Genomic DNA, 22984 nt, shown 5'->3' with positions numbered 1-22984 from the left:
CCCACGGAAAGCGAAGTGCCTGGAGAGGAAATCAACAGGCAAGTTTAACAGAGCCTTATTTTATATAAATAGGTGGTTGATTAAATTCTTGTTTGAGCATTTCATTCTTTAAATGATTTGGGACTCCTAGAGCATAAACACGAGAGGCTTTTACATCAAGATCTACCTCACTCTCCTTAAAGCTAGAAAGCTTTGATACAAGAGGCAGGCTAAAATACTTTTTCTTTTTATTTAAGTATTCTCTTCCGTTAGTAGTCATCCCTAAAAGTCTTAAATAGGAAGCCTTCTCTAGGTTTCTGTTCATTTCTATTTTTTTTGCATTAGTTAAAATATGAACGCAAAGCCTTTGAAGTCTTGTCCAAGTATATCTCTTTGTTTTTATCTTCTGCATAAATTGCTGAAAGCTCTCCGATTCGATAGCTGCAGCCTGTAACCTATTTTCAAGGCCTTCTTCCATTTCATATATTTCCCTAAGCTCTTCACCATTGCTATGGATTAGTCGAAATTGTAAATAACTCCAATAATTTTCCCATTGATGAAACAGGTGAAAATGATGGGAATATTCCTCTAATAACTGCTTTGTTGCCATAGGTACATATTGGTCAATCCCAAGGCTATCGTCCTTTGGTGAAAAAATAGCTTTTCTAATACTAGTTGCACTAGCAATCGTTTCTGATGTGAAATGTTCATCATGATAATTGGCATTTTTTCGTGCCACAGTCAATGGCCTGATAGAACTCTTTTGTCGTTTTATTGCCTTTATGTATTCCAGACCTAAAATGTTGTTGGGTTTACCTAGGTCTAAGTAGTTTTTTGAGGCTTGTAACTGATCAAAAGCTAATGCTGATGCTTTAGGATAACTAACACCTGTATCCATAAAGTATTTTATGCCCTCATCTAGTTTTTTTTCTTCTTCTTTTATGTAATCGACCGTTTGAAGAAAGGAAGTGATGTCCCCACTCTCACTTCCAAAGCATAAGGTGTCACAACCGGATGCATCTAAAATAGACACAGCTCCGTTCGCGAAGGTTTCTGCCTTCTGTGTGGCAAAACGATATGGCAGCTCAAAAACGATGTCAACACCATTTAGCAAGGCCATTTTCGTCCGATACCATTTGGATACCAGTGCAGGCTCCCCTCTTTGCAAAAAATTCCCACTCATAACTGCAATGACAACCTCTGCATTAGCGGCTTCCTTTGAAGCACTTAAATGAAAAGCATGTCCATTATGAAATGGATTGTATTCAACAATTAAACCAACAGCTTTCATTTTCTCTCTCCTTACTTACATTAAATATGAAAAAGGTATATGAGAATCCGTTGTTAAACGGACAATTAACCGATTATATTAATTATTATCATTATAGCAAAATTGTAAGGAAACCAATCAGATTATATGATAAGATGATAAAGATGTTTGCAAAAAGGACAACTGGATAAACTAAGACTGAGATGTTATTTAGATGATTTGCATTCTTTTACAATCGCTTGACGGGGTGTAAAGAAAAAACATTGACAAAAAAATTTATGAAGGCTATAATTACCTTTGTTGCCTTGGGGTGATTCAATTGAAATGGACATTAAGTCAATTACAAAAATATCGAAACAAGGAATTTCTGATTGATGAAACTATTCGGGTTGATGAGATTAAAGAAACTGATCCTTCTATCCGAGAGGTATCTCCGATTCATATTACGGGTCGTGGAGATATAGATTCAACGAAAGTGACTTTCCATCTAAAAATAGAAGGTCATTTAATCCTTCCTTGTTCTCGTACTTTAGTGGATGTAAAACTTCCAATTAATGTCGAAACAACTGAAACTTTCCTCTTACAAGATTCAGTTTATGAAACTGAAGAGGATGCATATCAAGTAAAGGGCGATGTGGTTGACGTTATGCCAATCATTCGAGAAATACTTTTACTTGAGGTTCCAATGCAAGTTTTCTGTGAAGATGTCAACAGTGAAGATGCAGCTCCACAATCTGGAAAGGATTGGGAGGTTGTTTCTGAAGAGGAACAATCTAACAAGATCGATCCTAGACTGGCTGGGCTTGCAAAGTTTTTTAACGAAGACAATTCTTCTTCCGAATCATAATCGGCAAAAATCTAAGAAGCAAAGTGAAGAACCAGCATTCCTGGCCTTCATTACTTTCTTAATACTCTTTAAGGAGGTGGGAAGAATGGCTGTACCTTTTAGAAGAACTTCTAAAACTGCAAAAAGAAAGCGTCGTACACATTTTAAATTAAACGTACCTGGTATGGTGGCTTGCCCAAACTGTGGTGAAATGAAACTTTCACACCGCGTATGTAAAGCTTGCGGAACATACAAAGGAAAAGACGTTGTCAACGACTAATTTCCATTTGGATAGAAAGCACAAGGGTTATAATTCCCTTGTGCTTTTGTCGTTTAATAAGATACCTACATAATAGATGCAATTGTTTGTACTAGAATGTTGAGAGACTTTGGACTGGCAGAAGGGAAGTGGTAGGTTTGTCATATTTAATTGAAAAAAAAGAGAAGGGTTATTTATTATTTACCATTACAAGAGCTGAAAAGAGAAACGCAATCAATTATGAAGTAATGCAAGGCTTAATGGAGGTAATGAAAAGAGCAACAGAACCGGATGTTAAGGCACTAATCATCACCGGTATGGGTGATCGTGCTTTTTGTTCAGGTGGAGATTTGTCGGTTTTTCACCTTCTTCATTCAAAGGAAGAGGCTTATCCTATGCTATCTAAAATGTCAAACATACTCTACTCCTTATTGACCTTACCTATTCCCACTATATCACTTATAAATGGGACGGCTATTGGGGGAGGCTGTGAGCTTGCAACAGCCTGCGATTTCCGTTTGGCTAGAAAAGGAATAAGAGCTGGATTTGTTCAGGGGAAACAGGCGATAACCACTGGCTGGGGAGGCGGTTCGATTTTAGGAGAAAAGCTCACTCAGTCAAATGCAATGAAGCTTCTAATGGAAGCGGAGATGAAAACAACAGAAGAGTTAAAAGAGGCTGGGTTTATTGATGCTCTCTTTGAAAATGACGGACTTGAAGCTTGTGAGGAGTTCCTAGAAAACATACTAAAGAAAGAGTTAAATGTGCTGCAATCCTATAAGAAGATGTGGATTAGGAAGTGGAAGGAAGCGAACCTGCGAGAACGAATAGAAGAAGAGGTAAGAACTTGTGCCTTATTATGGGAAAGTGATGCCCACCATACCTATGTAAATAATTTTATTAATAAAAAAACCATGAATAAAGATTAAAAGACAACTTCTGATTAAGTCTATCTTTTCTAGTAGATGCATATGTATTATAAAAACACTAGGAGGGATGTTCTTATGTCACCTACTCGACAAGACGCGTGGTCCCAAGACGAAGACTTATTACTCGCTGAAGTTGTGTTACGGCATATCCGTGAAGGTGGGACACAATTACAAGCGTTTGAAGAAGTAGGCAAACAGCTTTCGCGTACTTCGGCTGCTTGTGGTTTCCGTTGGAACTCATATGTACGAAAACAATATAAATCAGGTATTGAGCTTGCTAAAAGACAAAGAAAAGAATTAAAGAAGCAAGTAGTCACCATAGAAGGTGAGGTCATTCAAGATTCAGTTAAGGTTGAGACTGTCTCATCACCTGTAGGTTGTGAACAGGGAGCTACCATTACTTTTCCTGCGGTCATTCATTTCTTAGAAGGAATCCATCAAAAGGCGGAAGGCTGGGCAAGTTTTGAAGAGGACAGGAAGAACTCCCTTGATAAAATTAAAGAGTTAGAAAAGAAGACTTTTTATCTAGCGGCAGAAAATGAAAGATTGTCAAAGAATCTTAAAGCTATTGAAGAGGATTACCGCTCTTTAATTGAGATTATGGAACGAGCTCGTAAAATGGTTGTGCTTCAAGATGAGGACAGACAACAAAAGGTAAAATTCCAAATGGATAAAAACGGTAATCTGGAAAGGGTAGAAAAATAGCAAAAAGGCGGACAATGTTTTGTCCGCTTTTTTAAGGTTATGATAAATATTATTGTTGCGGTTCTACGCCTTCTGGATACCAAACTAGTGGATTTTCCCCACGATCTCGTTCCATGTCGTAATCAACTTTAGAAAAGCCCATCTTTTCCCAAAAGCCACTTGATTGTACTCTTGGATTTGTCTTAATAGGTAGCCCGAAGCTCTTCGCGAATTCGACAAGTGCTTTACCAAAGGCTTTCCCTTGATAATCCGCTAGTACTTCTAGCTTCCATAATTCTAAATAATTTTGAGGTGGATAAAAATAACGATCGAATTTCGCATCAATTTGATATAAACTCATTCGTGCTACTAGTTTGTCCCCGAAATAAATACCGTAAAATGGTGATTCACTATCATCCTCAACCATATTCGCTTCAAGGTCTTCAAGCATGGATAACTCCTGAATCCCATATTCTTTAAACTTTTTAAATTCTTCTAATGTTTTAAAGTTAACTTTTAGTTTCTCCACTTTTGCTCCCATAGTAAACCTCCTAAGAAATGATAACCTCATAATATTGTATATATTCATTTGATCATGAATAATATGAAGATGTATTAATTTTTGCATTATTCTAAATGAATTAATATTATTATATAACAAAAATACGAAAAATTCTCCAAATAAGTTCAGGAAGCGTTTACAAAAATTGCAGGAAAATCGGAGAATGATGTAGAAATTTTAAATGGAAGGAACAAAAGGGGCATGAAAGGGGAAGAAATGTGCAAAAAATTTTAATTGCTAATAGGGGAGAAATTGCTCTTCGTATCATAAGAACCTGTCAGGAGATGGGGATTGAAACGATTGCTATTTATTCAGATGCTGATAAGGATATGCCTTTTGTTAAAGCAGCAACTAAGGCTGTATATGTAGGTGAACCGCCAGTAAACAAATCCTATTTACAAGCTGATAAAATCTTGGAAATTGCAAAAAGGGAAAAAGTGGATGCAATTCATCCGGGTTACGGCTTTTTATCTGAAAATGCAGCGTTTGCCAATAAAGCTATCAAAGAAGGAATTACATTTATTGGACCCAAACCAGCAACAATTGAATTAATGGGAGATAAAATTGTTTCGCGTCAAACGATGGAAAAGGCTGGGGTACCAGTTGTACCTGGGAGCGGATATGGTTTAAAGACTATTGAAGAAGCCTGTAGTTTAGCGGAGGAGATTGGGTACCCTATCATGCTTAAGGCAAGCGGCGGTGGCGGTGGAATTGGAATGGTGCTTTGTGAAAATGAGCAAGCGCTCGTTAAGTCCTATGATTCGACTAAAAACCGTGCCATGGCTTACTTTGGTTCAGATGAGGTTTTTATTGAAAAATATATTGCTGATGCTAGACATGTGGAAATTCAAGTGTTTGGGGATTCTGCAGGAAACATCGTGCATTTGTTTGAAAGGGATTGCTCCATTCAAAGAAGGCATCAAAAGGTTGTAGAAGAATCACCATCTCCTTTTCTAACTGAAACAGTTAGGAAAAAGATGTATGAGACTGCGGTAAAAGCTGCTCGTGCGGTTGATTATATGAACGCGGGAACCATTGAATTTATCGTTGATGAAGCGGGAAACTTTTACTTTTTAGAAATGAATACTCGTCTTCAGGTCGAACATCCAGTAACGGAGATGATTACAGGGCTTGATTTAGTGAAATGGCAAATCCTTGTAGCACGTGGTGGGAAATTACCTTTGCTGCAATCTGAAATTAACTCAAATGGAAGTGCTATGGAATTCCGTTTATACGCAGAGGATCCTGTTCGTTTTTTACCGTCACCAGGAAAAATTACTTCTTTAAAAATGAATGAAACAAAAGGAGTCAGAATTGATTCTGGCTATGAGGAAGGGGGAACGGTAACACCGTTCTATGACCCAATGATTGCTAAATGTATTGTTTATGGACAGACAAGAGAAGAGGTATTATCTACAGCAGAAGAGTTCTTTAAGAATGTTGTAATTGAAGGAATAAAAACAAACGTGCCCCTGTTTTTATCCATTCTAGCTGATAATGACTTCCAAAATGGGATGTATACTACGAGTTTTCTTACAAAAAAAATAGTGAAATAAGGAGAGAAAAACATGAAAGAAATTACAGCAACTATGGCAGGTACAGTTTTAAATATTTTTGTAGCGAATGGTGATCAAGTTAACGTAGGTCAAGAAGTATTAATGCTTGAATCCATGAAAATGGAGATACCGATCGAAAGTAGTACGGAGGGAATTGTTCTCGATGTGAAGGTAAATATTGGTGACTTCGTTAATGAAGGCGATGTATTGATAGTTCTTGAATAACTAGAGAGGGGGAGCAGAATGACGACCACTAACATGTTAAATGATCAATTAAATGCAAATAGAAAACAAATCGAGGCTGGCGGGCACCCCAAATATCATGAAAAGCTGAAATCGCAGAATAAGATGTTTGTTCGTGATAGACTTGCCCTATTATTTGATGATGGAAAATATGAGGAAGACGGGAAATTTGCTAATTTTAAAGCGGCTGATCTTCCAGCAGACGGTGTAGTCACAGCGATTGGTAAAATAAATGGTCAAACGGTTTGTGTAATGGCTAATGATTCTACCATTAAAGCAGGTTCTTGGGGAGCAAGAACAGTTGAAAAAATTATTCGAATTCAAGAAGTTGCGGAAAAATTGAGGGTTCCGTTATTTTATCTTGTTGACTCTGCAGGAGCAAGGATTACTGATCAGTTAGAGATGTTCCCAAATCGCAGAGGGGCAGGGAAAATATTTTATAATCAGGTGAAGCTTTCCGGTATGATTCCGCAGGTATGTATTTTGTTTGGACCTTCCGCTGCGGGAGGAGCGTATATCCCAGCTTTTTGTGATATTGTTATTATGGTTGACCAAAATGCATCCATGTATTTAGGATCCCCACGGATGGCTGAAAAGGTTATAGGCGAAAAGGTAACGCTGGAGGAAATGGGCGGGGCACGTATGCACTGTTCAGTAAGCGGTTGTGGCGATGTTCTTTCCTATAGTGAAGAAGAAGCTATTGAATCAGCTAAGAGATACATTAGTTATTTTCCAGCTAGCTTTAAAGAAAAAACAAAGATTGTAAATGGAGTTGCTCCAAAAGAGGGACGTGAATTAGAAGCTATTATACCTGAAAATCAAAATGCTCCTTTTGATATGTATGAATGCATTGATCAATTAATTGATCAAGGTAGTTTCTATGAAGTAAAGAAATTGTTTGCACCAGAACTAATCACAGGATTAGCTAGAATGAATGGAAGAGCTGTTGGAATAATTGCAAATCAGCCAAAAGTAAAAGGCGGCGTTTTATTTGTCGATTCTGCTGATAAGGCTGCTAAATTTATTCAGCTTTGTGACGCCTTCCATATTCCATTATTGTTTTTAGCAGATGTTCCAGGATTTATGATTGGCACAAAAGTTGAACGAGCTGGGATTATCCGTCATGGAGCCAAATTAATTGCGGCCATGAGCTCTGCAACTGTGCCAAAGATCTCTGTTATTGTTAGAAAAGCCTACGGAGCAGGGCTTTATGCAATGGCCGGACCTGCCTTTGAACCAGATTGCTGTATTGCTCTTCCTACGGCTCAAATTGCAGTAATGGGTCCAGAAGCAGCAGTAAATGCAGTATACTCTAATAAAATAAATGAAATTGAAGATCCGAAGGAAAAAGTAAAGTTCGTTCAAGAAAAACATAAGGAATATAAAGAGCATATTGACATTTACAAGCTGGGTTCAGAACTAATTGTCGATGAAATTGTTGCTCCTTCCGAATTAAGAGACGTGCTTATTCAGCGCTTTGAATATTATCAATCAAAAGAATTAAACTTTAGTGACCGAAAGCATCCTGTATACCCAGTTTAATTCAAAAATCCCTTGTCGTATTATTGACGATAAGGGATTTTTTATCATCTTTCTTACAGAATGCTGACAATATCTGATAAAATGTGGGTAAAGACGACTAAATGAGGGGATACCATGAAGGTTGGCGTAATAGGGGCTGGGTCGATTGGATTATTATTTGCTTCCTATATTAGTAAAGTTTTTGATGTAACTATATATTCAAGAACAAAAGATCAAGCGTATCAAATAAATGAAAACGGGATCTTGATGCGAAAAAAAGCAGTAGTAAAACAGTCATCGGTCAAGGCTCTTCCTATATCAGCTTGGAAGGGAACAGAGGATTTTACCATAGTGACAGTTAAACAATATCAGCTTTCTGCTGTTTTAGAGGTAATCAAACACCTATCGATCCTTCCTAACAACCTCTTATTCTTACAAAATGGCATGGGGCACATAAAGCTGTTAGAAGAAATTAAGGGGATAAATCTGTTTGTTGGTACGGTTGAACATGGTGCATTGAAGGAAAATGCTTTTACTGTCAGCCATAATGGTGAAGGCGCAACAAATGTGGCGCTTTTTAAAGGGGATTTCTCCTTCTTACAAAGCTTTGCAACTGGAGTACCTTCTGATTTTCCAATCCATGTGCAAGAAGATTATTATTCAATGCTAATGAATAAATTAATTGTTAATGCGGTTATCAATCCGTTAACTTCTATTTTGCATGTGAAAAATGGGGAATTGATTCAGAATAAATATTTTTTTCGCGTTTTAACGAACCTTTTTGATGAAATCTCCTTCATTTTGAACTTAGACCACCCAGAGGAACACCTTCGACAAGTGATAGAAATCTGTAAGAAAACTGCTGAGAATCGTTCCTCTATGCTAAAAGATATCGAGGCGAACCGGCTGACAGAAGTAGACGCCATTCTTGGTTTTATCCTTGAGGAGGCAAACAAGCAAGAAAAACAGGCTCCTCTATTAGAGAACGTCTATCATTTTATTAAGGGAAAAGAACCAGCAAAGGGGGGAGTGTTGTGAGTAGTATTCTGTCCTCTGTGTTAACAGTTCTTTTTACACTACCAATTTTAGGCTCTATTTTGGTCTTTTTATTCGGAAAAGTAATAACAAAAAATACCCGGAGATCTCTTCATATCGCACTAGATTACACCACTTTTTTATATATTATTTCTGTCCACTTTTTAATTGTTACGATTTGGAAAATTTCATTGTTTTGGTTAATAATACTAATAATGATAGTGATTGCGATGATTTTTGTTCTTCTACATTGGAAAGTTAAGGAAGAAATAATACTTAAAAAAGTTTTGAAAGGCTTTTGGCGTTTTAATTTTATGCTATTTTTTCTAGTTTACATTGCCCTCACTTTTTATGGCTTAATTTCAAGTGCTGTCAATTTTAGCTTTTAAACATAAAAATGAGCGGATGGTTTTTTCAAATAGGGCAGGTAGTGATATACTCGTTAAGAATGAATATCAGTGATCAGAAAGGAAGTACATAAATGGAGATTTTAAATCTCTCTTTACCAGCAACGAATCGGTTTGCTTCTAATTATTTGGAACAATCTGCTGATATCCAGCCTTTTTTTCACTATCGGTACAATGATGTAGAAGAAGATAAGAAAAGGATGGCGGAATTAGCCAGTAGAATATTTCCTCGTAGAGAGACAGCTGCACATATAGAAGCCTTCATGGAAAGCTTTCCAACTTCAGAGGCTGTAAAGAAATCAATAGAAAAATTAAGACAAAATGATAGCGTCGTTGTCATTGGCGGCCAACAAGCTGGAATTCTAACAGGACCGCTTTATTCCATCCATAAAGTCATTTCTATAATTAAACTAGCTGAACAAAAAGAAAGACAATTAGGAATACCTGTGGTGCCAGTTTTTTGGATTGCTGGAGAGGATCATGATTTTCAAGAAGTAAATCATGTTTTTGTGCCCGTTAACCAAAAAGTAGACAAATGGACCTACCCTGAAAAGGTGCTCCAAAAGAAAATGGTGTCAGATATAGAACTAAATAAAGATGCATGTTTAACATGGGTACAAAACATCATTGAAAATTTTGGTGAAACAGAACATACAAATACACTTTTGCAGTTTGCTGAAGAACAAATTAGTAGGTCCGAGAACTTCGTTGATTTTTTTGCAAATATTATTATGGAATTGTTTAAGGATTTTGGGTTGTTGATTGTTGATTCAGGAAATAAAGATTTTCGTTTAATACAAAGGGACTTCTTTACTCAGCAAATAGAACATCATGAAACCATCACGTTTTCGGTCCTAGAGCAGCAAAAGCAAATTGGAAATAAAGGCTACCCAATTACTATTGATATTAGTGACCAAGCGGCAAACCTATTTTTTTATGATCAAAAAGAAAATGAGCGTATCCTTCTTGAATATAATCGAGAATTGAACCGTTTTGTGGGGAAAAGTGGAACAGCTTCATTTTCAAAAGAAGAATTAATGGAGCTTGTGAGCGCAAAACCTGAACAATTAAGCAATAATGTGGTGACTCGTCCCCTTATGCAGGAATGGCTATTTCCAACCATAGCATTTATTGCAGGACCAGGGGAAATTTCCTACTGGGCAGAGCTAAAACTTGTATTTGAGCATTTCCTTATTAAGATGCCGCCTATTGTCCCACGCTTAAATATTACGTTCCTGGATCGGTCTGTTGAAACAGATATGTCTGATTTAAAGTTAAATATAACAGATATTTTAACTAGAGGAACGGAACAAGAAAAGGAAAGCTTTCTTTCAACCATTAAAGATATAGAGTTAGAAGAGATGTTTTCAAAGACAAAAGCGGATTTAATGGAGCGGTATCAGCTTATTGAAGCAAAAACAGAGGAACTTGACCGAGGACTTCTTCCAATGCTAAAGAAGAATGAAACGTACTTACTGAAAGAAATTAACTTTATGCAATCAAAACTTGAAGATGCGGTTAAGTTTAGACATAATGTGATATTGAATAAATATGCTCGAGTAGATTTTGCGTTAAGGCCAGATGGTTTTCCGCAAGAACGGGTATGGAATGTATTCTATTACTTGAATGAATATGGATTGACATTTATTAAAGATATCATGACAGAGGCATTTGAATTTGATGGAAGCCATAAGGTTATAAAAATTTAGAAAAACTTCACTATTGCAGTGAAGTTTTTCTTTTTTTTTGCGGAAATACAGATGGCTAAAAAAGGATTTTTTAGAAATAGGGGCGAATAGTTAAAAAATAGGTGGTGAAAAGTGGGGGAATGTGGTACATTTTTTATAGAAAGTGGGGGTAATGGGTATGTTCATGGGTGAATACCATCACAGCATTGATAATAAAGGCCGATTGATTGTGCCCTCCAAATTCCGAGATGAACTTGGCGACATGTTTATCATTACTCGTGGATTGGATCAATGTTTATTTGGTTACCCAATATCAGAGTGGGGACTTATTGAAGAGAAATTGAAAGGCTTACCTCTGACAAAAAAGGACGCCCGTGCTTTTACTCGTTTCTTCTTTTCAGGAGCAACAGAGAGTGAACTTGATAAGCAAGGAAGAATAAATATCCCTACACCGCTTTTGCAATATGCAAAACTAGAAAAAGAATGCGTAATATTGGGTGTTTCCAATCGAATTGAAATTTGGAGTAAACAGATTTGGGAAGACTATTTTACACAGTCTGAAGAATCTTTTGCGGAAATTGCAGAAAATATGATTGGCTTTGATATATAATGGATAAGTTATATTAATATATTTTCTGTTATATTTCGCTTGATTGGAAAAGGTGGTACGAAAAATGTTTGAACATACAACTGTGTTATTAAAAGAAGCTGTTGACGGACTAAATATTAAGTCGGATGGTATTTATGTTGATTGTACTATGGGCGGGGCTGGACATAGTTCGCTCATACTTTCAAGACTTGGCGACAATGGTAAATTGTTTGCATTTGACCAAGACGAAACAGCAATCGCACATGCTAAAGTGAAATTATCCGAATATGGAAGCCGACTAGAGATTATTAAAAGTAATTTCTTATACTTAAAAGAAGAACTTGAACAACGAGGAATCGATAAGGTAGATGGGGTTCTTTATGACCTTGGTGTTTCTTCTCCACAATTGGATACACCAGAAAGAGGTTTTAGTTACCATCATGATGCCCCGTTGGATATGAGAATGGATAATGAAGCAGACATTTCTGCCTACGATGTCATTAACCATTGGGCATATGAAGATTTAGTTCGAATCTTTTTCCGCTATGGGGAGGAGAAATTCTCTAAACAAATAGCTCGGAAAATTGAAGCAGCAAGAGAAGTCAAACCGATAGAAACAACCGCTGAATTAGTTGAATTAATTAAGGAAGGGATTCCTGCTCCTGCAAGAAGAAAAGGGGGGCATCCTGCAAAAAGGATTTTTCAGGCGGTTAGAATTGCTGTTAATGATGAATTAGCAGTATTCGAACAATCAATTAATCAAGCGATTGATTTGTTAAAACCTGAGGGAAGGATCAGCGTAATAACCTTCCACTCACTAGAGGACAGGATTTGTAAGGCAGCATTTAAGAAGGCTAGTGAAACACCTAATTTGCCTCCAGGTTTACCAATAATTCCAGATGAGTATAAACCAATCTTAAAGCTAGTCTCACGTAAACCAATTCTTCCGTCGGAGGAAGAGTTAGAACAAAATAATCGTGCCCGGTCAGCAAAACTTAGAATCGCAGAAAAACTATAAAAATTGGGCAGGCGCTGCTGCGCTTGAGGTGGATAAATAAAATCTGGAGGGGAAAAATTTGAGTAATCTTGCCAGGAAGTATCAACAACAGCAACAAGAACAGGTTGAACAGAATAGCAAAAATATTGGTGAAATAAAAATAAAAAAATCCTGGCTTACTCCAGGGGAAAAAATCATTGGAGTCGCATTTGCTGGATTGGTTTGTTTCGGTGCCGTTCATCTAATTTCTACCCAGTCTAATATTTATGAAGTCAATAAAGATCTTCAGAATGTGGAAGCAAAAGTGAAGGAACAACAGAAGGTAAACAGCGACCTGCAGGTCCAAGTAAGTGAACTTAGTGCATATGACCGAATTTATGAAAAGGCAAAGAAGATGGGACTTGTACTAAACGAAAATAACGTCAAGGTTGTGCAGGAGAAATGAGCAAGAAACAGCCCTATATGAATGCAGGAGCAGCGATATTGTTTGTAATATTCGGCCTGCTCTTTTTTGTATTACTTTTTAGATATTACTCTATTCAAATTACCGGAGAAGTAGGGGGACAGCCACTTGCTGCAAAGGCACAGCAAAAGTATAACAGGCAGGGGGTACTGACAGCTGCCAGGGGAGAAATACTGGATCGGAATGGAGAGGTGATTGCTGAGGATACTGCAGCATATACCTTAATCGCGGTCTTAGATAAAAAAATGACGACTAACCCTAAAAAACCCCAACATGTTAAAGACCCGCATAAAACGGCAAGTGAACTGGCTAAGTATATCCAGATGGATGAATCCAAGATTTATAGTATCCTAACTAATGGAATTACTAAGGATAAATTTCAAGTGGAATTTGGTAAGGCGGGTAAAGATATTACGCATCAAACGAAAACAGAAATAGAAGCCTTAAAGCTTCCTGGAATAACATTTATCCGTGATTCGAAACGGTTTTATCCAAATGGGATGTTTGCGTCACATGTAGTGGGTTATGCTGACCGTGTTAAGCAAAAGGATCAAACCTATAAATCGATTGGAGGAATGGGGATTGAGAAAGAATTTAATACGGAATTAACCGGAGTCGACGGTAAGATTAATTATGAGAGTGATTTATGGGGGTACTTACTCCCGGATGGAAAAGAGAAAATAACACCTGCACAAAATGGAAATGATGTATATTTAACAATTGATACAAAAATTCAAACCTTTTTAGAAGATGCAATGAATAAAGTGGCAAAGGACTATAAGCCAAAAAAAATTATTGCTATCGTTGCTGATCCTAAAACAGGAAACATTCTAGCGATGGGCCAGCGCCCTTCCTTTCAACCAAAAACAAAAGAAGGGATAGATAAGAGCTGGCATAATGAAGCGGTGGAAACATCTTTTGAACCTGGTTCTACTATGAAAATATTTACGTTAGCAGCAGCTGTCCAAGAGAATGTGTTCAATCCAAATGAATATTACAAATCTGGTTCTTATCAAGTCACAAAAAAAGATAAAGCCATTCATGACCACAATGGATCAGGTTGGGGAAGTATCACTTATTTAGAAGGGGTGCAGCGTTCGTCTAACGTTGCTTTTGCAAAAATTGCAAATGAAAAATTGGGTTTTGAAACGTTCAGAGATTATTTAACAAAGTTTGGATTTGATAAACCAACGGGAATTGAACTTCCGGATGAAACCTCTGGAAAAATCCAATTTACCTATCCAATCGAAAAAATTACAACTGCATATGGTCAAGGAACTGCGATTACACCGATTCAACAAATCCAAGCAGCCACAGCCATTGCTAATGGTGGAAAGATGCTGAAACCTCATGTGGTTAAAAAGATTGTCAATCATGATACAGGTGAAACCGTCAAAGAGGTTTCACCAGAGGTAGTTTCCACACCAATTTCTGCTGAAACAGCAAGTAAGGTGCGAGATATACTTGAAACGGTTGTTACCTCTCCAAAAGGAACAGGTGGCCGTTACAAAATCGAGGGATATAGTGTTGCAGGTAAAACGGGAACCGCTAATATACCAGGACCTAATGGTAAATATCTAAAAGGGGTTAACAGTTATATGTTTTCCTTCTTAGGGATGGCACCAAAGGACGACCCTAAATTAATCGTTTATGTAGCTGTGCAGGAGCCGGAATTGGAAGGCTTGGAGGCAGGACAAGGTGCAATTCCTGTATCTGGCGTTTTTAATCCTGTTATGCAAAATAGCCTTCACTATTTAAATATTCAGCCTTCTGTCCTTGAAAAGGCATCGATTAATAAAATGGCAAATTTAAAAGGACACTCCGTTTCTGATACTGTTAAGGACTTAAAGGAAAAAGGTTTTGAAACAGTTGTGTTAGGAAATGGAACAGAAATAATTGGACAACTACCTAAGGCAGGGACAACTATATTAGAAGGGGAAAAGGTGATCCTCCAAACAAATGGAGAATTAACCGCGCCGGATATGACCGGTTGGTCCTTAAGAGATGTGATGAAGGTGGCGAACCTTGCTGGTCTTAAGCTTAATTCTAAAGGAAAAGGGTATGTAGCCCAGCAAAATATAAAACCAAAATCACCTCTTAAAGAGGGAGATTTCCTCATAGTCGATTTAAAAACTCCTGAAGAACAGTGGAACGAGGAAAAGAAAGCTTCAACTGATGAGAAAAATCAAACTGATGAAACAGAAGAGAAAGTAAAAGATTGAAAAAGAGGCTGAAACACTTTTCAGCCTCTTTTTTACTGTGTTTTCATCGTAGGCTCGTTCTAATGAAAAAAGTACAAGCATATAAATGAACGATAATGGAATGCAGGAAAGAGGAGGATCGTTCATACTATGCGTGTTTCAAATGTTACTGTCCGTAAGAGACTAATGATTGCACTATTCGTTGGATTTCTGACCTTCTTAATTATTGATGTTAGACTCGGATATGTACAATTTGTTCTAGGGGATATGTTAACCGATCGAGCAAAGGGGTCCTGGAGTCGGAATATTCCTTTTGAACCAGAGCGGGGACAAATTGTCGACCGAAATGGGATCCCGCTAGCAACAAATATTAGTGCACCAACTGTATATGTCATCCCGCGGCAGATTAAGGATCCTGCGACAACTGCAGAAAAGCTGGCATCCGTATTAAATATGTCGAAAGAAAATGCTTATCGTGAAATTACTAAACGTGCATCATCTGTCAGGATTAAAGAAGGCAGAAAAATCTCACATGAAAAGGCAAAAGAAATAAGAGCTCTTGGGCTTGAAGGTGTCTATATAGGAGAAGACTCAAAGAGGCATTATCCAAATGGGAGTTATCTATCACACGTTCTTGGTTTTACAGGTGTCGACAACCAGGGGTTAATGGGCCTTGAGCAGTACTATGATAAAGAGTTAAATGGTGAACGGGGTGCGGTTAAATTCTATGCGAATGCAAAAGGGGAACGCATGAATAGCATGGCCGATGATTATGAGCAACCAGTCAATGGTCTTGATTTAAAGCTCACAATAGATTCGAAAATACAAACCATTGTGGAAAGAGAGCTTGATATTGCAGAGGCGAAATACAATCCTGACGGAATAGTGGCCATTGCCATGAATCCTAATAATGGGGAAATCCTAGCCATGTCGAGCAGACCGACCTTTGATCCGGCAAACTTCCGAAATGTACCTCAGGAAATATATAACAGGAACCTCCCTGTCTGGTCTACTTACGAACCAGGTTCTACATTTAAAATTATTACACTAGCTGCAGCGTTGAATGAAGGGAAGGTTAATCTGGAAAAGGAACATTTTCATGATTCTGGTTCAGTTCAAGTGGCGGGTGCAAGGTTAAAGTGCTGGAAAAGGGGTGGACATGGGGACCAGTCCTTTTTAGAAGTAGTACAAAACTCTTGTAACCCTGGATTTGTAGAATTAGGTGAGCGTTTAGGCAAAGATAAACTTTTTAAATATATAAAGGATTTTGGGTTCGGTCAGAAGACCGGAATTGATTTACAAGGGGAAGGAACAGGGATTTTATTCAATCTAAATCGGGTTGGTCCAGTTGAACAAGCTACTACCGCTTTTGGACAAGGGGTATCCGTAACACCAATCCAGCAGGTAACAGCAGTATCTGCTGCCATTAATGGTGGTATATTATACAAACCGTATATTGCAAAAGAATTAATTGATCCTGTTACGAAAGAAGTGGTAATGAGGAATACTCCTGTTGAAAAGAGAAGAGTGATAACCGAGGAAACATCTAAAGAAATCCGCCATGCCCTTGAGAGTGTGGTGGCACAGGGAACTGGAGGCAAAGCGTTTGTGGAAGGTTACCGTGTCGGTGGAAAGACTGGTACCGCCCAAAAGGCTCAAAACGGAAGATATTTGGAAAATAACTTTATTGTTTCCTTTATGGGTTTCGCGCCAGCAGATGATCCACAAATAGTGGTTTATGTAGCGGTGGATAATCCTAAAGGGGTTACCGCATTTGGTGGTACAGTCACTGCACCAATTGTAGGTGCAATCATGAAGGATAGTTTAAGTGCAATGGGAATAGAACCACGTAAAGATCAAATCGAAAAAGAAATAAAGTGGCCAGATACACCTTTATTAACATTACCTGACTTTGTTGGTCTCACAAAAGGAGAACTTCAGGAGCAGATGATTAACTTAAGAATTGATCCTAGTGGAGAAGGGGATGTAGTTGTAAGGCAATCTCCAAGCCCAGGAACAAAAGTAAAAGAAGGATCCAAAATAAGACTCTATTTTGGAAAAGGGGACTAAAAAATCAAGACAATAGTCATCATTTAGGGCGGTCGGAATCTTTTCCGCCGCCTAATTTTTTTAAAACCTACATAACAAATAGCAAAATAAAATAATTTAATGTAAAATAAGATGGAACTTTCGCTAGTAGTCTCACTGAGGTAAATACTGGCAATATGTATGTACTGTCATGAGAGGATTTGAGGTAAAATGAAACTACAAGAGCTACTAAAGTCTTTGCACCCAATTGTTTCCTTCAAGGGGGAAAATCCTGAAATTACATCGATTGAAAATGACAATCGGAAGGTGCAAAAAGGGAGCTTATTTATTTGTATTAAAGGCTACACTGTGGACGGCCATGATTATGCTAAATCTGCTGTAGAAAATGGTGCGGTTGCTGTTTTAGCTGAACGTCCATTAGCAATAGATGTACCTGTAATCCTAGTAAAGGATACTACAAGATCAATGGCTGTACTTGCGGATGTCTTTTATGACCAGCCAACGAAAAAGCTGCATTTAATTGGAATCACAGGTACAAATGGAAAAACCACTACCAGTCATTTGATTGAAAAAATATTTGCTGATGCAGGTAAGAAAACAGGAATCATTGGTACAATGTATACGAAAATTGCAGAACAGATCCTGGAAACGAAAAACACAACTCCAGAAAGTTTGACGCTGCAAAAAACGTTCAACCAAATGGTTGTGGCAGGTGTCGATTCAGCCGTAATGGAAGTGTCTTCACATGCACTTGACATGGGAAGAGTTCATGGCTGTGATTATGATGTAGCAGTGTTCACAAATCTTTCCCAGGACCACCTTGATTACCACAAAACAATGGAAGAATACCAGCGTGCTAAAAGCTTATTGTTTGCTCAACTAGGCAATACTTATAATCATAGACAGCCTAAATTTGCTATTTTGAATGCCGATGACCCAGCATCTGAAATATACAAAAGATCAACCGCTGCACATGTTGTTACATATGGAATCGACAACCAATCTGATATTCAAGCACAAAACATACAAATGACGCCTAAGGGTACTACATTTAATTTAGTTATAGATGAGTACAACTATCCCATTCAAATGCACCTGATTGGAAAATTCAGTGTTTATAACGTTTTAGCAAGTATTGCTTCTGCTCTAGTTTCAGGGATTGAATTAAATCAGATTATTGAATCCATTGAGGGAGTTGAGGGTGTGGCTGGACGGTTTGAATTGGTTAATGCAGGACAAGATTTTTCAGTAATCGTTGATTACGCCCACACACCAGATAGCTTAGAAAATGTGTTGAAAACAATTCAGCACTTCGCAAAGAAAAGGGTTTTTGTCATTGTCGGCTGTGGTGGAGATCGTGACCGCACGAAACGTCCATTAATGGCTCAAATTGCCTGCCGCTTGGCTACTGATCCTATTCTTACATCGGATAACCCAAGAAGTGAAGACCCGATCGCGATTTTGAAGGAAATGGAAGCAGGTGTACAGGGTGAGCGCTACCAGGTTATACCTGATCGAAAAGAAGCTATTTTTACTGCTGTTAACAATGCGACAACCGGCGATGTCATTTTAATTGCTGGTAAGGGACATGAAACCTATCAAATTATTGGTAATGTTGTACATGATTTTGATGATAGGTTGATTGCGCGGGAAGCAATCGAGGGGAGATAAGTATGTATTTAGCTTTAAATGACTTGGTCCATTTGTTTTCTGCAAAACAAGGTGTTCAGGATAATATGTTTTTTTACACTATGTCCGATCAAGCCAATGTAGCACAGCCTAGAGGTCTATTTGTGTCAATAAATGAGGAGTCTGGGGAGCTTTCAGAAGCAATTGCTAATGGTGCCATTGCGGCGGTTTGGGAACGGGGAAAAAAACTTCCGCATTATACACCAAACCATTTTCCAATATTTATTACTGAAGATTACTCTGAGGCAATAGGAAAAATTTTGAATTATTATATAGAAAAACTAGATGGAGAAACAGACAAGATTATGGATATAACTAACATCAAATTTACAAATAAAAAACTTCTTAATAAAAATAAAGAGTCATATGATATAGCTGTAATGTTAAAAATGATAGCTGATCGTTGCGAAGACAATGTAGAAAGGAGGGGATAAAATGAAGGAGCAAGTTATTTTCTTCACAATTATTATGGGATTTTTAATTTCGGTTTTACTTTCTCCAATTTTTATTCCCTTCTTACGAAGGTTGAAATTTGGACAAAGCATTAGGGAAGAAGGTCCTAAATCACACCAAAAAAAATCCGGTACGCCCACAATGGGTGGTGTCATGATTTTATTTTCTATTATTATTACTACGCTAGTAATGATAGGGAAATTTTCTGATCAAATCTCTATTACAACATTTTTATTACTATTTGTTACTTTCGGCTTTGGCCTACTAGGATTTTTAGATGATTTTATTAAAGTGGTATTAAAACGGAATTTAGGATTGACTTCAAAGCAAAAACTATTAGGTCAAATCATTATTTCTGTTGTTTTCTACTTAATATTCAAACATACCGGACAGTCAACTGAAATAAAACTCCCATTTGGCGATTATTCCTTTGATTTAGGATGGACTTATGTTTTACTCATTATTTTTTGGCTTGTTGGTTTCTCAAACGCAGTTAACCTAACAGATGGACTAGACGGCTTGGTGTCAGGTACCGCGGCTATTGCTTTTGGTGCATTTGCTGTACTAGCGTGGAATCAAAATAATTTTGAAATTGCTGTGTTTTCAGTAGCAGTAGTGGGTGCTGTACTGGGCTTCCTGGTATTTAACGCACATCCCGCAAAGGTATTCATGGGGGACACGGGCTCACTTGCACTTGGTGGTGCCATTGCTGCAATAGCCATTTTAACTAAACTTGAAATCTTGCTAATTATCATCGGGGGCGTCTTTGTAATCGAAACACTTTCGGTCATTCTACAAGTCATCTCGTTTAAAACAACGGGTAAGAGAATTTTTCGCATGAGTCCCCTACATCATCATTATGAATTAGTGGGTTGGTCAGAATGGAGAGTTGTTGTTACCTTTTGGAGCGTTGGTCTAATTTTTGCAGTACTTGGAATCTATATAGAGGTGTGGTTGTAATTGAAGCAGATAGAATCTTATCGTCATAAAAAAATACTTGTACTTGGTTTGGCAAAAAGCGGTGTAACCGCCGCAGCCTTACTTCATAAGCTGGGTGCGTTTGTTACAGTTAATGATAAAAAACCACTATCAGAAAATCCTGAGGCACAAGGGTTGCTAGAACAAGGGATTAAAGTGATTTGTGGGGATCATCCGATTGAACTCCTTGATGAAGGGTTCGAGCTTATTGTGAAAAACCCTGGTATCCCTTACTACAATCCAATGATAGAAGGAGCACTTGAAAAAGGAATTCCAGTTATAACAGAAATAGAGCTGGCTTACCAAATTTCAGAAGCACCATTTGTCGGTATCACTGGAACGAACGGAAAAACGACAACAACAACCTTGGTTTATGAAATGTTAAATGTCGGAAATAAAGCACCGTTAATTGCCGGAAATATCGGAACAGTGGCTTCTGGTGTTGCTCAAACAGCAACTGCAGAAAATACTATTGTCATTGAATTATCTTCCTTTCAATTAATGGGGATTAATTCATTTAATCCGAAAATCGCTATTATTACCAACCTTTATGATGCCCATTTAGACTATCATGGGACTAGAAATGAGTATATTGAAGCTAAGGCAAATATCACAAAGAACCAAACTGAGCTTGAATACCTAATAGTTAATGCAGACCAAGAAGATACGATGGAAATTGCGCGTCACTCAAAAGCCAGCATCATTCCTTTTTCCACTAAAAAGAAGCTGACGAATGGAGCATTTATTGACGAAGGCTGGATCGTTTTTAATGGTGAAAAGGTAATGGAAATAGAAGAAATTGCATTACCTGGAGTACATAACCTTGAAAACATCTTATCTGCTATGGCAGCAGCGAAACTATCAGGTGTGGAAAATAACGCCATTAAAGAAGTACTTCAAACGTTTACGGGTGTCAAACATCGTCTCCAATACGTTGCAGAAGTGAATGGCAGAAAATTTTATAATGACTCAAAAGCAACCAATATTTTAGCGACAGTGAATGCACTTGCTGCATTTGAGGCTCCTGTAATTCTCCTTGCTGGAGGACTTGATCGTGGTAATGAATTTGACGAGCTTCTTCCATATTTGAAAAATGTTAAAGCAATGATTACTTTTGGACAAACGGCACCAAAGTTGGAACGTGTCGGGAACGAGGCGGGAATAAAAACAATGAAGCGTGTCGATAATGTTGACAAGGCAGTGCCTGAAGCTTATCGATACTCTGAATCAGGTGATATTATATTGCTTTCCCCAGCATGTGCTAGCTGGGATCAATATAAAACTTTTGAAGTCAGGGGAGACATTTTTATCGAAGCGGTGCATAAGCTTAAGTAAGGGCTTGTACCACTTTTGGGTCTCACATGTGGTGCTGCTAAGCCCTAAAACTCGTAGTTGAGGTGTATAGTGGTGCCGACAAAGAGAACAACTCCTGATTTTATTTTAATGATTGTAACTTTCACTCTGCTGGCAATAGGGTTAATCATGGTTTACAGCGCAAGTGCGATATGGGCTGAATATAAATTTGACGATTCCTTTTTCTTTGCCAAAAGGCAAACGCTATTTGCCGGAGTCGGAATTGTTGCCATGTTTTTTATCATGAACATTAATTACTGGACGTGGAGAACATGGTCTAAAACCATTCTAATCGTTTGTTTTGTATTATTAGTGTTGGTATTAATTCCTGGAATAGGGAATGTACGTAATGGATCTAGGAGCTGGATTGGAGTAGGAGCTTTCTCCATTCAGCCATCTGAATTTATGAAACTAGCGATGATTGCTTTTTTAGCAAAATATTTGTCTGAGAGACAAAAGCTGATTACATCCTTTAAGAAGGGGCTTGTCCCTTCTTTAGGCCTTGCATTTGTAGCCTTTGCAATGATTATGCTTCAACCCGATTTAGGAACTGGAACTGTCATGATGGGGACTTGTATCGTAATGATTTTCATTGCAGGGGCACGCATTAGTCATTTTGCTTTCTTGGGGTTATTAGGTGTTGCTGGTTTTGTTGGATTAATTGCTTCAGCACCATACAGAATAAAGAGGATAACCTCTTTCTTAGATCCTTGGTCTGATCCTCTAGGTAGCGGATTTCAAATTATTCAATCACTATACGCCATTGGTCCAGGGGGGCTTTTTGGACTTGGTCTTGGTGAAAGCCGGCAAAAGTTTTTTTACTTACCCGAGCCACAAACTGATTTTATTTTTGCCATTCTATCAGAAGAATTAGGTTTTATAGGTGGTTCGTTTATTTTATTACTTTTTGCTCTCTTGCTTTGGCGGGGCATTCGAATTGCGCTTGGTGCTCCAGACCTGTATGGAAGCTTTCTAGCTGTTGGAATCATCGCAATGGTTGCCATTCAAGTAATGATTAATATTGGTGTTGTAACGGGACTAATGCCAGTCACAGGAATTACATTACCATTTTTAAGCTATGGAGGCTCCTCGTTAACATTAATGTTAATGGCCATCGGTGTTCTCCTTAACATCAGCCGTTATTCAAGATATTGAAAATGATACCCTGTTCAGTGGCAGGGTTCTTTTTATTTGACTATGATAATGCATAATGATGAAATGCACTTAGTTGAATGGAGCGGAAGGTGCGAAGA

22 protein-coding genes are annotated in these 22984 nt (G+C 37.9%); 20 read left to right on the top strand and 2 right to left on the bottom strand.

What is annotated here, in order from left to right; all coding sequences use genetic code 11:
• Positions 1–55 precede the first annotated feature (55 nt).
• Complete coding sequence (locus tag ABES03_RS10560; protein WP_430117256.1) at positions 56–1270, bottom strand: nucleotidyltransferase; 1215 nt, start codon at positions 1268–1270, stop codon at positions 56–58.
• Between the two features lie 298 nt (positions 1271–1568).
• On the opposite strand from ABES03_RS10560, the gene ABES03_RS10555 reads away from it, so the two are divergent.
• The 4 genes from ABES03_RS10555 to ABES03_RS10540 all read left to right on the top strand — a co-directional run bounded on the left by ABES03_RS10555 (position 1569) and on the right by ABES03_RS10540 (position 3968).
• Entirely contained in the window at positions 1569–2096 is a 528-nt protein-coding gene (locus ABES03_RS10555) for a YceD family protein (protein ID WP_430117255.1), read from the top strand.
• A gap of 85 nt (positions 2097–2181) precedes the next feature.
• Positions 2182–2355 (top strand): 50S ribosomal protein L32, encoded by a 174-nt coding sequence (rpmF, locus tag ABES03_RS10550; protein ID WP_430117254.1) that lies wholly within the window; start codon positions 2182–2184, stop codon positions 2353–2355.
• 137 nt (positions 2356–2492) lie between these two features.
• Positions 2493–3263 (top strand): enoyl-CoA hydratase/isomerase family protein, encoded by a 771-nt coding sequence (locus tag ABES03_RS10545; protein ID WP_430117253.1) that lies wholly within the window; start codon positions 2493–2495, stop codon positions 3261–3263.
• Positions 3264–3338: 75 nt separating this feature from the next.
• Positions 3339–3968, top strand: coding sequence for an RsfA family transcriptional regulator (locus ABES03_RS10540; protein ID WP_430117252.1), 630 nt, complete (start codon positions 3339–3341; stop codon positions 3966–3968).
• A gap of 49 nt (positions 3969–4017) precedes the next feature.
• On the opposite strand, the gene ABES03_RS10535 is transcribed toward ABES03_RS10540, so the two are convergent.
• Positions 4018–4488: an N-acetyltransferase gene (locus ABES03_RS10535; protein ID WP_430117251.1), complete on the bottom strand. Its 471-nt coding sequence runs from the start codon at positions 4486–4488 to the stop codon at positions 4018–4020.
• Between the two features lie 239 nt (positions 4489–4727).
• Here ABES03_RS10535 and ABES03_RS10530 point away from each other — a divergent pair, with 239 nt between their 5' ends.
• From ABES03_RS10530 to spoVE, 16 genes are all read left to right on the top strand, one after another.
• A complete protein-coding gene (locus ABES03_RS10530; RefSeq protein ID WP_430117250.1) occupies positions 4728–6065 on the top strand; it encodes an acetyl-CoA carboxylase biotin carboxylase subunit in 1338 nt (445 codons plus the stop codon).
• Between the two features lie 12 nt (positions 6066–6077).
• Positions 6078–6290 (top strand): acetyl-CoA carboxylase biotin carboxyl carrier protein subunit, encoded by a 213-nt coding sequence (locus tag ABES03_RS10525; protein ID WP_430117249.1) that lies wholly within the window; start codon positions 6078–6080, stop codon positions 6288–6290.
• 18 nt (positions 6291–6308) lie between these two features.
• Positions 6309–7850 (top strand): acyl-CoA carboxylase subunit beta, encoded by a 1542-nt coding sequence (locus ABES03_RS10520; RefSeq protein ID WP_430117248.1) that lies wholly within the window; start codon positions 6309–6311, stop codon positions 7848–7850.
• 114 nt (positions 7851–7964) lie between these two features.
• Positions 7965–8867, top strand: coding sequence for a 2-dehydropantoate 2-reductase (locus ABES03_RS10515; RefSeq protein ID WP_430117247.1), 903 nt, complete (start codon positions 7965–7967; stop codon positions 8865–8867).
• Positions 8864–9253, top strand: a complete 390-nt coding sequence (locus tag ABES03_RS10510) for a DUF3397 domain-containing protein (RefSeq protein WP_430117246.1) — start codon at positions 8864–8866, stop codon at positions 9251–9253. The genes ABES03_RS10515 and ABES03_RS10510 overlap by 4 nt, the downstream gene beginning before the upstream one ends.
• A 92-nt stretch (positions 9254–9345) precedes the next feature.
• Entirely contained in the window at positions 9346–10980 is a 1635-nt protein-coding gene (bshC, locus tag ABES03_RS10505; RefSeq protein WP_430117245.1) for a bacillithiol biosynthesis cysteine-adding enzyme BshC, read from the top strand.
• Positions 10981–11137: 157 nt separating this feature from the next.
• Positions 11138–11569: a division/cell wall cluster transcriptional repressor MraZ gene (gene mraZ, locus ABES03_RS10500; RefSeq protein WP_430117244.1), complete on the top strand. Its 432-nt coding sequence runs from the start codon at positions 11138–11140 to the stop codon at positions 11567–11569.
• A gap of 64 nt (positions 11570–11633) precedes the next feature.
• Positions 11634–12566, top strand: coding sequence for a 16S rRNA (cytosine(1402)-N(4))-methyltransferase RsmH (gene rsmH / locus ABES03_RS10495; protein ID WP_430117243.1), 933 nt, complete (start codon positions 11634–11636; stop codon positions 12564–12566).
• A 58-nt stretch (positions 12567–12624) separates the two neighbouring features.
• A complete protein-coding gene (ftsL, locus tag ABES03_RS10490; RefSeq protein ID WP_430117242.1) occupies positions 12625–12990 on the top strand; it encodes a cell division protein FtsL in 366 nt (121 codons plus the stop codon).
• A complete protein-coding gene (locus ABES03_RS10485; RefSeq protein ID WP_430117241.1) occupies positions 12987–15230 on the top strand; it encodes a penicillin-binding protein in 2244 nt (747 codons plus the stop codon). Before ftsL ends, ABES03_RS10485 begins: the two co-directional genes overlap by 4 nt.
• A 129-nt stretch (positions 15231–15359) precedes the next feature.
• Positions 15360–17279, top strand: coding sequence for a stage V sporulation protein D (locus ABES03_RS10480; protein WP_430117240.1), 1920 nt, complete (start codon positions 15360–15362; stop codon positions 17277–17279).
• Between the two features lie 189 nt (positions 17280–17468).
• Positions 17469–18929, top strand: coding sequence for a UDP-N-acetylmuramoyl-L-alanyl-D-glutamate--2,6-diaminopimelate ligase (locus ABES03_RS10475; RefSeq protein WP_430117239.1), 1461 nt, complete (start codon positions 17469–17471; stop codon positions 18927–18929).
• Between the two features lie 2 nt (positions 18930–18931).
• Positions 18932–19381 carry a hypothetical protein gene (locus ABES03_RS10470; RefSeq protein WP_430117238.1) on the top strand — a complete coding sequence of 150 codons (450 nt, stop codon included), beginning with the start codon at positions 18932–18934 and terminating at the stop codon, positions 19379–19381.
• Position 19382: 1 nt separating this feature from the next.
• The gene (mraY, locus tag ABES03_RS10465; protein ID WP_430117237.1) at positions 19383–20360 is read left to right on the top strand and encodes a phospho-N-acetylmuramoyl-pentapeptide-transferase; all 978 of its coding nucleotides are present in this window, start codon (positions 19383–19385) and stop codon (positions 20358–20360) included.
• Positions 20361–21713, top strand: a complete 1353-nt coding sequence (murD, locus tag ABES03_RS10460) for a UDP-N-acetylmuramoyl-L-alanine--D-glutamate ligase (protein WP_430117236.1) — start codon at positions 20361–20363, stop codon at positions 21711–21713.
• A gap of 72 nt (positions 21714–21785) precedes the next feature.
• Complete coding sequence (gene spoVE / locus ABES03_RS10455) at positions 21786–22886, top strand: stage V sporulation protein E (RefSeq protein WP_430117235.1); 1101 nt, start codon at positions 21786–21788, stop codon at positions 22884–22886.
• Positions 22887–22984: the final 98 nt, after the last annotated feature.

The organism is Neobacillus rhizosphaerae, assembly GCF_050477885.1.
Lineage (GTDB): Bacteria > Bacillota > Bacilli > Bacillales > Cytobacillaceae > Neobacillus > Neobacillus rhizosphaerae_A.
Note: the sequence above shows the minus strand (reverse complement) of the source record. Positions and strands in the feature narration are given on the sequence as shown.